This window comes from Cellvibrio sp. (genome assembly GCF_053579595.1).
The window spans coordinates 1-10,703 of record NZ_JBRFPI010000127.1; the positions used below are offsets into that span (position 1 = coordinate 1).

A 10,703-nucleotide genomic window follows, 5' to 3' on the forward strand; every position below is an offset into this window, starting at 1 on the left:
CCTGGCCATCCTGCCTGATGGATCAACGAGCCCGCCGCCAACTTGATCTGATTAGCGGCAGCGGGATAAGAAACAATTGCCGGATGTTCAGCTTTTAATGCATCAAATTGTTGTTGGCTGATAACTGGGTTTTTAAAAAAACTACCTACGTTAGGGATAACGGCCGGATCGGGCAATTTTGTTTGGCGAATATCAATAACGGCCGCACTGACCTGCTGCGAAGTAATATCTTCCTCGGCAATATTAGCTAGCGCCGCACGTAATGCGGGATAGGTCAGATTGAGCTGCGGCTGCTTGCGCAAACGAAACGTCACCGAGGTAATTACATACTGGTCTTTAAGTGACTGTTTAAAAATGCTGTCGCGATAGCCAAACTGGCAACTTTCATTAGTAAAAGTCACCGATAGCCCCGAGCGGATATTAAGCGCTGACAATTCAGCCACCAGCTCTTTAATCTCCACCCCATAAGCACCAATATTCTGGATTGGCGCAGCGCCAACACTGCCGGGAATTAATGATAAATTTTCCAATCCATAGAGCGCGTTATCGAGCGAATACTCCACCAATTGATGCCAGTTTTCACCTGCTGCTACTTTCAGCCAAACACATTCATCATTTTCATCGACCACTTCCCTGCCCTGGGATTTTATCTGCACCACCAAACCGGGAAAATCAGCGCGCAACACGATATTGCTACCGCCACCCAATAACAGCAGCGGTAAATTTTCCGTGCGCGCAAACACCAGCGCCTCGCGCAATTCGTCATCGGTTTTGACGCTGACAAAATACTGCGCCAGCGCAGGAACAGCGAGCGTATTGAATTTTTGCAAATTGAAATGAGGCAAAAAAAGTGGCACCGCAGAATTACCTGATTAGTTGAAAGTTCTACGCTATTTTTTATGGCAGTTTAGCGCAATGCATTATTGCAGATATGGTTTAGCAAACCTTGGGCAGCGTCTTCCACCAAATCCAACACCAGCTCAAAATCATCGCTATCACCGTGATAAGGATCCGGGACTTCGCGATAATCGCCGCGCGAACCAAACTCCAGAAACAAGCCCAGGTGTCCGGTGTAGGTCGATGGCTTCATACGTTGCAAATTCATTAAATTGGATTTATCCATCGCCAATACATAATCAAATTCGGCAAAATCCCGCGCACTTACTTGACGGGCGCGCAATACCGATAAGTCGTAACCCCGCCGGCGCGCAGCAACAATCGTGCGCGAATCAGGTGCTTTGCCGATATGCCAATCGCCAGTACCGGCCGAATCTACCAGAATTTTTTGATCCAATTTTTCGCGCGCCACCAGCTCGCGAAAAATGCCGTCCGCGGTGGGCGAGCGGCAAATATTGCCCAGACAAACAAATAACACTTTCGTCATTTTGCATTCACTACATTTAATTTTCTAAAATCGCTTTTACACGCAACAGGTCTGCCTCGGTATCCACACCACCGGGTACCGCAGCGCAGGCTTCTGCGATATGGATGGCTTCGCCATTGGCCAATACACGCAACTGTTCAAGCGATTCAATCTGCTCAAGTTGTGCCTGTGGCCAAGTGATAAAACGATTGAGCAGTGCTACGCGATACGCATAAATACCAATATGACGCTGCGCCAGAAAATTATCGGGCAAGCTATTGCTGTCTGCTTTGGCAAAATGATCACGTGGCCACGGGATAGGCGCGCGACTAAAATACAGAGCTTTTCCTGTTTGATCGGCTACTACCTTGACGATATTCGGATTGCGAAAATCATCCAGGCTATGAATTTGCTCACTCAGTGTCGCAACACTTGCGTAATTATTCGCGGCGAGATTGGCGGCAACTTGATTAATAACTGCCGGGGGAATCAAGGGTTCATCACCTTGCACATTCACGACAATATCATCCGGTTTTAAACCAAGCTGCGCAGCCACTTCCTGTAAGCGATCAGTACCTGAATTATGTGCTGCAGATGTCATGCACACACGCGCACCAAAAGATTTGGCAACTGCTTCAATACGTGCGTCGTCAGTGGCGATGATAACCTGCGCCGCTGTGCTTTCACGCGCTCGCTCGTAGACGTGTTGGATCATCGGCTTGCCAGCAATGTCCTTCAAGGGTTTGGCAGGCAGGCGTGTAGAGGCATAACGTGCGGGAATAACGACGTAGAAACTCATGCTGGGGTTCCGTCAAATAAAGTCTATTTCGATTTAAAAATGGTTTTTTTCTGCTCGCAAATCCGTTCGAGTTTTTGAAGCAGTGCTTGCCAAAAACTATCGGGCAAACTGGCCACAATCGGCAAGTAAAACCAATTGGGCTGTGCAAATTCGCGGCATTTAACCGCGTCTTTTTCCGTCATCACCACCGGGACATTATTCGCAAACTGTAAATCGCTTGCACTATAGGTGTAGTGGTCAGGAAAAGCGTGCAACTCAGCAGTTATACCTAATTGGGTTAATGTATCCTGAAATCGCTGCGGATTGCCAATACCCGCAACTGCATGAACACGTGTTGAATTAAATTCGGTCGCAGAAGTTTTTTCACCCGATTGAAGATTGACCAACTCTTGCGCGGAGATCTGCATAGGCACATAAAACAAATCATTTAATCCCGGTATCATGAAATCATCAGCGGGAGAATTTACTACCACCCAATCAACCGTTTTTAAACGCGATTTAGGCTCGCGTAGAGGACCAACCGGTAACCGCCAACCATTGCCCAAACCACGCTGGCCATCGACCACGGCAATTTCAATATCGCGCGCTAACCGGTAATGCTGCAAACCATCGTCACTTAACAAAATATCGCAATTTTCATCTTCCAATACGCGGGCAGCCGCAACGCGATCTGCGCCCACGCATACAGCACAACCCGTTTGCCGGTAGATGGTGACAGGCTCATCACCAGCCTCTGCCGCAGTGCTTGCTGCATTGAGTAGATGGGGATAATGGCTCGCCTTGCCGCCATAACCACGGCTGATCACGCCGGGATTAAACCCTTGCTGTTGCAAACCTTTCACCAGTGCAATCAACAACGGCGTTTTGCCGGTGCCGCCAATAGAAATATTGCCCACGACTATAACGGGCGTAACCAAGCGCTTTTGCGTGTAGCGGAGAATCCAGAAGCGACGGAGCGCCACCAGCAGCACAAAGATAAACGTCAGCGGCAGCAGCAAAAATGTCCAGGTACGCTTGCCATACCAGGCTGCCAGCCATGGGTTGTGTGGGTTATAACCTGAAGAAACAGGTGTTTGTTGACCGGGGGAGTTCAAATAATCATCCTGTAAAAACAAAAGGACTTTTGCATCGGGGATACAAAAGTCCTTTGGGTTGCGAAGCTGAGCGGAATTGTAACCGAGTCGCTAGTCTTTTTCAGGTTCGGGTTGGCGGGTGGTGATACTCAAATGGGCAAATCCCAGCTGACCCGCCGCATCCATCGCCTGTACGACCGCCTGGTGCGGAGTTTTGGCGTCGGCGGTAATCACCAATGGAACTTTGGTATTACCCTCGGCAGTTTTTGTTATTGCCGACTTCAAGGTCTCGATTTTACTGTTGACGAGTGCCTGCCCATTGACAGAGTAGCTGCCCTCAGTGCTAATCAAAATTTCAATCTGATCGGGTAACTCACTACTCTGTTCACCAACGGCTTCCGGCAGATCAACACTCAAGTGCGTCTCTTTAGTGAAGGTGGTGGAAACCATAAAAAAGATCAGCAACAAAAACACCACATCAATCAAGGGTGTGAGATTGATACCTTCATCTTCAGTTCTCTGGCGACGAAATTTCACGTTGCGACCCCGCGCCCTAAACCAATTTCACATCGACACGACGGTCGCTGTGCAGTGCATCAACCAATTTGATCGCCTCTTCTTCCATAGTGACAACAATGGAATCTATGCGGCGCTGGAAAAACCGGTGCGCAATCATTGCTGGAATCGCGACGATTAATCCCGCCGCTGTGGTGTAAAGCGCAACCGAAATACCGCCAGCCAACACTCCGGTATTACCTGTACCCTGAACCATAATCGAATTAAACACTTGGATCATACCGAACACAGTACCCAACAACCCGAGGAGCGGCGCTATATTCGCGATGGTGCCAAGAATGTTTACATAGCGCTCCAGCTCATGGATTACCTGGCTCGCTGCTTCCTGCACCGAATCTTTCATAACTTCGCGGCCATGTTTGGAATTGCTCAAACCAGCGGCGAGAATTTGGCCCAAAGGGGAAGATTGCTTGAGCTCACGCAGTTTTGTGGCATCTAGCTGGTTGTTTTTAATCCAACTCCACACTTGTGCCAACAAGGTCTTAGGGGCAATTTTGGCGGGGTTGAGCGTCCAATAACGCTCGGCGCTGATCGCAATCACAATCAATGAACAGGCCAGGATTGGCCACATCAAAATACCGCCAGCTAAAAAAATCTCAAACACAGATGCTTCCTCTTATTGTGCAAATCAGTTGAGCGCGTGGCTCTATGTCGCGGCGTACATTACCACAAGAACCGGGGATTGCCATGGGGCAGACTGCTTTGTCTGCAAATGTGTGAAGAAGTTGCATCTGTACCCGGTATTGGCTATATCAGTCAAACCAATACCGCCGATTAGACTGGCGATACTCACGAACTAACTGCAAGCTGCCTTGATCCCACTCAAATAAAATCGCACCAGAATACGCGGTATTGAGCTCACGGCTACCCACTGCTTGATAACGCTGCCGGACTTGCCAATGCGGATGACCGTGCTGACTGCGATAGCCTGCAGAATAAACAACCAATGCTGGTTGCATTTTATTAACAAAACCTGCCCCCGAGGATGTGCGGCTACCATGATGTGCAGCCAGTAATACATCCAATTTTTCCGGCAGTTGTTGATCGCGCAACAATTGATTCTCAACGGACGTTTCAATATCGCCGGGCAATAAAATATGTTGCCCGGCATAACTGATCAGCAATACGCAGGAATGATTATTAGCACTGGCACCCGTTGCTTGTGCAAATTGTAAAAACCGGAAGTGCACTTTTTGCCACTGCCATTCAGATGCTTGATGACACGATTGCGATTCAATGGTGTTCGCCATTTCTGACGGAATTTTTTCCGGCTCGCCCGCGAAAAATTGTTCAACCACTATTTTTTCCAGCAATCCCGTTAAGCCACCGGCATGATCCATATCGCCATGACTCACTACCAATCGATCAACAGAACGAATTCCCAGTGAATATAAATGGGGAGCGACTATACCGCTACCGGCATCGAAACTGTCGGTGTATTTAGGCCCAACGTCGTACACCAATGTTCGCTTGCCCACTTGCACGACGAAAGCACTGCCTTGCCCTACATCTAACACACTCAGTTTTAAATCAGGTTGATTCGGCGGATCGATAACAATACCCAACCCCACACCCAACAATAAACCACACCAACCCAATACGCGGGGAAATAAACCTTTGGGAAGCAGCAACACAGAACAACTCAATGCGATTAATAAGGCCAGTGTCGGACTAAAAGCCACAACAGGACTTGACCAAGCACCACCAATCGAAAGTAATCCCTCTAAAAATATTTTTAATATTTCCATCAACCAGCCTGCACCACTCAATAAAAAATCGCTGGTATCACCCAATAGATTGCGAGTAGCTGCGCTAATTAATAGCAGTGGAACCACTAAAAAAGTAATCAGGGGAATGGCAATACCGTTGGCGACAGGCGCTACCAAAGAAACACTACTGACTAACACACTGAGCGGCACCAATAAGCCAATAAACATGACCCACTGCGAGCGAATAAAACCCATCAATAAATTGGCCGCAGTGTAGCCAGACCAAGGCGCAGCAGTTTGTTTGGGCACCAAGCGCCCGGAAAAATAAATTAACAATAGCGCCACCGCACCAAAGGACAACCAAAATCCCATATCCAACGCGGCGAGCGGATCAAGCACTACCACCAACGCAAGTGCAAGACAGAAAATATCCGCGATATTAATACTCCGCCGCCCTAAACAAGCGAGATAAAAAACCACCAACATAATCAGTGTCCGCACCGTCGGAATATTAAATCCGGCGAGCGCCGAATAAAAACTCGCACACAGAATCGCCGAACACCAGGCGATCATTAACGCAGGGCAACGATGCCACACCAGCTGCACACACTTCCCCAGCCAGAGGCCGACATAAAATCCAAAGATCGCAAGAAAGCCAACGTGAAGGCCGGATATCGCTATCAGGTGGCTGGTGCCTGTCCGCTGCATACGCGCCCATTGGTTTTTATCAACCAAGGCGGAATCGCCAATCAATAGCGCAATTAAAACTCCGCGTTCGCTGCTCTTACTGTGCGCAACTATCCACTGCTGCAGTTGGTAACGCTGCTGGTTGATCCAATCATCCAGATTAAAGTAATCCGCACCTGAATTGAGTTGATGATTATCGCGATGGTCAACGACATAACCGGTTGCACCTATACCTTGGCGCAACAGCCAGGCGTGATAATCAAAGCCAGCCGGATTGACAAACCCACGCGGTCGCTTGAGCCGCACACGCAGCTGCCACTCGTCACCAATTGTAAGAGCAGGAAGGTCTGATAAGGATTCTTTGCGTTGATTCAAATACCAGCTCAGTTGAAGCTTGGCGGGAAAGTGTGCGGCAGGAATGGCATGGCCTGCAGCAGTGACTGCGGAATTGACGCGAAGGTTAAAACGTAAGCGGCGATCATCGCGCTCTGGTAGCCCCTGAATATGTCCGGTGACAATAAGATCTTTACCCGCCAGATCATCACCCAACTGCATAGCAAGCAAACTGTGGCCTACAGCGATCCCCCATGCCAGACCGAGTGATAAGGCGAAGCAATAGCGCATATTCCGCCATTGCCAACACGCAACAAAGAGAGGGAATAAAAGCAATAAGCTCCACAAAGGAGGTAGTTGAGGGGCAAAACTAACCGCAATAACACCGAGGGAAAACAGCAATAATGCGAAGGGCATGGCGATGTTCCTTATTGCCAGTGGGTACATCAGGTACCACCTACTGACCGAAGTTCCTTTGTCATCAGATTGTCGCGCAGCTTATGACATCCTGCGGCAGCAGACAAGGTCGCAGCTCACATGCCCCTCATCTGCAGATCACATAGTCTTCATGATCATTTAAAGGCATAATGCCGGTTCATTTTTGGCAGTACTCTGGTTTAAGCATGGCTCGCAATCTACTGAAACGGTTTATTCCCACCCCCGCTGCAATCAAAAGCAACCCTGCCCTGCACTTTTTAGGGGACTTGCTGCATGACCCTAACCTATTTCACTTAAACCGCCACTCAGTCTCTGTAGCTTTTTTTTGGGGCTTGTTTATCGCACTCTTGCCTATTCCCGGACAAATGCCTGTAGCCGCCGGTGCTGCATTATTGTTTCGCTGCAATCTTCCCATTTCAGTTGCACTGGTATGGATTACTAACCCCTTCACCATGCCATTTTTCTTTTTCATCACCTATCAAGTGGGCAGCCTGGTATTGCAGTCGCAACCACTGATGGTTGAGCCCGAGTTAACCTGGGACTGGCTGGCCAATGAATTCGGCCACTTATGGAAACCACTATTGGCAGGCTCAGTATTAACCGGTTTGATTTTTGGAGCACTGGGATATTTTGGGATGCAACTCTATTGGCGCTGGCATGTAAATCACAATTGGAAAAAACGCCAAAAAATGCGCGCTACTAAAACAGAAGCGCAAAAATAAAAAGCAAAAGACCCGCAGTTAGCGGGCCTTTTTATGTATAACATTTTCCCCAGCTACTCATAACGCAATGCATCTGCCGGTTGAATTTTACTCGCACGCCACGCGGGATAAAGGCTGACAAAAAAACTAATCAGCAACGCCGTAATGACGACTTTGGCAATGTCACCGACAACTAATTCCGACGGCAAGTAAGTAATGGGATATACATCTGAGTGTAAAAACTGAACGCCAAAAATTTTTTCAATCCATTGCACTAGCGGTGTAACAAAATAAGAGAGCGTAACGCCCAACACCAATCCTATTGATGTACCAATCAAACCAATCAAGCCGCCCTGCACCATAAAAATCGCCATGATGTCGAGCGTAGACGCACCCATGGTGCGCAATATCGCTATATCACCCTGCTTATCGACTACTACCATAATCAGTGTGGACACCAGATTAAACGCGGCAATCGCAATAATCAGAAAGAGCAGCATGCCAACCATATTTTTAGACATCTTAATGGACTGGTACACACCGCCGTGGGTGGCCATCCAGCTGGAACCGTAATAATCCTGTGGTAACGTTTGCATAATTCCACGCACGATTTCCGGCGCAGCGAATAAATCATCTACTTTTAAACGCACACCGGTAATTTGCCCTGCGTAACCCGAAAGCTCTGCTGCGGCATTGATATCCATAAGAGCCAGTGCGTTATCAACATCACTATGGGTATCAAAAATGGCGAGCACAGTAACGACTTTAACACGCGGTGATGAACCGCCTTCAACAGGAATGATTAAACTGATCGAATCGGCCTCAGCCACATTTAATTTTTCCGCAACCCCTCGACCAATCACAATTCCTGCGTCAGCTGTTGCCAGCGATTCAAGTGTTCCTTTAGGTAGTAACCCAGGCAGCTTGGAAGTGGCCTTTTCCAGTTCAGCATCGACTCCAAAAATAGCCACCGGTGCTACGCGCTTTTGATAGCTAAGCAAGCCTTGTAATTCCACATAAGGCGATGCGGCAAGGACGCGAGGATGTTGTTTCAGATCAGCAATTAGTTTTTCGGGATGTTCAATAGCGTGACTGTGATAGATTCTCGCCTGTGGCATAACACCCAAAATATTTTCGCGTAGTTCTTTATCAAAACCGTTCATGATCGACATGACAAGAATTAATAACGCAACACCAATCACCAAACCCGCTGTCGATAAGCGCGAAATGAATGAGACTAAATGGCTGTGCCCCTGTGATATGCCGTAGCGAGTACCAACCAGAAATATATAGCGGCTAAACATTAATTAGCCTCTGCGCCAACCAGGGCGCCATCGACCAACGTGAGCGTGCGATCCATACGCGCAGCAAGGCGTGGGTCGTGAGTTACCACCACGAAACTGGTACCAATGGATTGATTTAACTCTAGCATTAACGCCTGAACCGCATCTGCTGCATGGCTATCGAGATTGCCCGTCGGTTCATCCATCAACACGCAGGCCGGATTGGTTACTAACGCGCGAGCAATGGCGACACGCTGACGTTCACCGCCCGAAAGCTCGGAGGGTTTGTGATCAACTCGTTTTGCCAAACCAACACGCGCCAACAATTCCAAAGCACGTTGTTTTGCAATTGCTATTGGCTGTTTACCAATAAGCAATGGCATAGCGACATTTTCAAGCGCGGTAAATTCGGGCAATAAATGATGAAACTGATAAACAAAACCCAAACTGCGGTTGCGCAAACGACCGCGCTCATCGGCACTCAGATGCGATAAACGTTCACCTGCCACACTCACATCACCGCTATCGGGCACATCCAAACCACCAAGAATATTTAACAGCGTGGATTTACCGGAGCCGGACGCACCGACAATCGCCACACGCTCACGCGAATTAATTTGGAAATTCACATTGCGCAGCACATCTACCGCAAGTGCTCCCTGGCGATAACTTTTACTTACCTGCTGGCAAATTAAAACCGGAGCGGAATCATTCATAACACTGGGCCTGTATAGCGAACGCAAGGATGATCAAAGACGAAACATTTATTCATAACGCAAGGCTTCCGCAGGTTCGATTTGGGAGGCGCGGTAAGCGGGATATAGTGTGGCGATAAAACTCAGCAGCAATGCAATACAGCAAATCAATGCAACATCTTGCCAGAGTAAAACTGAAGGTAATTGACTAATGAAATACATCTCTGGATCAAATACCTGCACACCAAATAATGATTCTACCGCGCCCATGATAGGCGTCAGTGCCGAAGCAACAATGCACCCTAAAACGGTACCGATGAAGGTTCCAAAAAAACCTATCGCACTACCCTGCACAATAAAGATAGCCATAACCTGCCGCGCACTCACACCCATGGTTCGCAACACCGCAATATCCGAGCGCTTGTCAGCAACCATCAGCACCAAACTGGAGACAATATTAAACGCCGCGACCGCGATAATAATCATCAGCAGTGAACCTACGACGATTTTTTCCATCTTCACCGCCTGGAATAAACTGCCTTGGGTTTGGCTCCAATCCTTAACCCTATAGTCATCACCCAATTGTGCACGCAGCTCACTCATTATCTGCGCCGCCACAAACATGTTGTTGGTTTTCACATGTAGCCCTTGCACACCAGGTTTACGCAAAAACTTTTGTGCATCTTGCACATGAATGAGCGCAAGAGTGCTATCCACTTGCGCACCAACTTCAAAGACACCAACCAATGTAAAACTGCGCGAGCGAGCAAAAGCTCCCATCGGGGTGATGTTGATTTCGGGTGAGGTAATACGAATTTTATCGCCGGGAGCCAGCATTAAACGGCTGGCCAGCAAACGCCCCATGACAATACCGTATTCACCCGGCTGCAACTGCATCATTGAGCCAACTACCATTCGCTGCTCGACAATTGATACTTGTGCCTCAGCCTCAGGCAATATGCCCTGTAACTCTATCGCTTCCACGCCACCTGCATAATTCACCATAGCACTGCTGGCGATATAGGGGGCAGACGCCACTACCTGTG

At 48.4% G+C, this 10,703-nt stretch carries 11 protein-coding genes; 1 reads left to right on the plus strand and 10 read right to left on the minus strand.

The genetic code is table 11. From position 1 onward, the window contains the following. The 7 genes from murB to ACWA6V_RS09850 form a co-directional block, all read right to left on the minus strand. Positions 1-845, minus strand: an 845-nt coding sequence (murB, locus tag ACWA6V_RS09820; protein ID WP_449522318.1) for a UDP-N-acetylmuramate dehydrogenase, incomplete at its 3' end; no start/stop codon positions are given. A 62-nt stretch (positions 846-907) separates the two neighbouring features. After that, complete coding sequence (locus ACWA6V_RS09825) at positions 908-1,384, minus strand: low molecular weight protein-tyrosine-phosphatase (protein ID WP_449522319.1); 477 nt, start codon at positions 1,382-1,384, stop codon at positions 908-910. Between the two features lie 16 nt (positions 1,385-1,400). After that, complete coding sequence (gene kdsB / locus ACWA6V_RS09830; RefSeq protein WP_449522320.1) at positions 1,401-2,162, minus strand: 3-deoxy-manno-octulosonate cytidylyltransferase; 762 nt, start codon at positions 2,160-2,162, stop codon at positions 1,401-1,403. Positions 2,163-2,185: 23 nt separating this feature from the next. Further along, complete coding sequence (gene lpxK, locus ACWA6V_RS09835; RefSeq protein ID WP_449522321.1) at positions 2,186-3,256, minus strand: tetraacyldisaccharide 4'-kinase; 1,071 nt, start codon at positions 3,254-3,256, stop codon at positions 2,186-2,188. Between the two features lie 90 nt (positions 3,257-3,346). Then, positions 3,347-3,772, minus strand: coding sequence for an ExbD/TolR family protein (locus ACWA6V_RS09840; RefSeq protein ID WP_310071177.1), 426 nt, complete (start codon positions 3,770-3,772; stop codon positions 3,347-3,349). Between the two features lie 16 nt (positions 3,773-3,788). Further along, the gene (locus ACWA6V_RS09845) at positions 3,789-4,415 is read right to left on the minus strand and encodes a MotA/TolQ/ExbB proton channel family protein (RefSeq protein ID WP_449522322.1); all 627 of its coding nucleotides are present in this window, start codon (positions 4,413-4,415) and stop codon (positions 3,789-3,791) included. 148 nt (positions 4,416-4,563) lie between these two features. Then, entirely contained in the window at positions 4,564-6,957 is a 2,394-nt protein-coding gene (locus tag ACWA6V_RS09850) for a DNA internalization-related competence protein ComEC/Rec2 (protein WP_449522323.1), read from the minus strand. A gap of 206 nt (positions 6,958-7,163) precedes the next feature. Here ACWA6V_RS09850 and ACWA6V_RS09855 point away from each other — a divergent pair, with 206 nt between their 5' ends. Next, positions 7,164-7,700, plus strand: a complete 537-nt coding sequence (locus tag ACWA6V_RS09855) for a DUF2062 domain-containing protein (protein WP_449522324.1) — start codon at positions 7,164-7,166, stop codon at positions 7,698-7,700. Positions 7,701-7,753: 53 nt separating this feature from the next. Here ACWA6V_RS09855 and ACWA6V_RS09860 read toward each other — a convergent pair whose 3' ends face one another. From ACWA6V_RS09860 to ACWA6V_RS09870, 3 genes are all read right to left on the minus strand, one after another. Beyond that, a complete protein-coding gene (locus tag ACWA6V_RS09860; protein WP_449522325.1) occupies positions 7,754-8,983 on the minus strand; it encodes a lipoprotein-releasing ABC transporter permease subunit in 1,230 nt (409 codons plus the stop codon). Continuing rightward, entirely contained in the window at positions 8,983-9,678 is a 696-nt protein-coding gene (gene lolD / locus ACWA6V_RS09865; protein WP_449522326.1) for a lipoprotein-releasing ABC transporter ATP-binding protein LolD, read from the minus strand. Before lolD ends, ACWA6V_RS09860 begins: the two co-directional genes overlap by 1 nt. 48 nt (positions 9,679-9,726) lie before the next feature. Then, positions 9,727-10,703 (minus strand): FtsX-like permease family protein (locus ACWA6V_RS09870; protein ID WP_449522327.1); only part of this gene is annotated, 977 nt, incomplete at its 5' end.

Coding starts and splice junctions, on each gene's coding strand:
- ACWA6V_RS09860 (WP_449522325.1), bottom strand. CDS start 8,983: ATGTTTAGCCGCTATATATTTCTGGTTGGTACTCGCTACGGCATATCA.
- ACWA6V_RS09825 (WP_449522319.1), bottom strand. CDS start 1,384: ATGACGAAAGTGTTATTTGTTTGTCTGGGCAATATTTGCCGCTCGCCC.
- ACWA6V_RS09855 (WP_449522324.1), top strand. CDS start 7,164: ATGGCTCGCAATCTACTGAAACGGTTTATTCCCACCCCCGCTGCAATC.
- kdsB (WP_449522320.1), bottom strand. CDS start 2,162: ATGAGTTTCTACGTCGTTATTCCCGCACGTTATGCCTCTACACGCCTG.
- ACWA6V_RS09850 (WP_449522323.1), bottom strand. CDS start 6,957: ATGCCCTTCGCATTATTGCTGTTTTCCCTCGGTGTTATTGCGGTTAGT.
- lolD (WP_449522326.1), bottom strand. CDS start 9,678: ATGAATGATTCCGCTCCGGTTTTAATTTGCCAGCAGGTAAGTAAAAGT.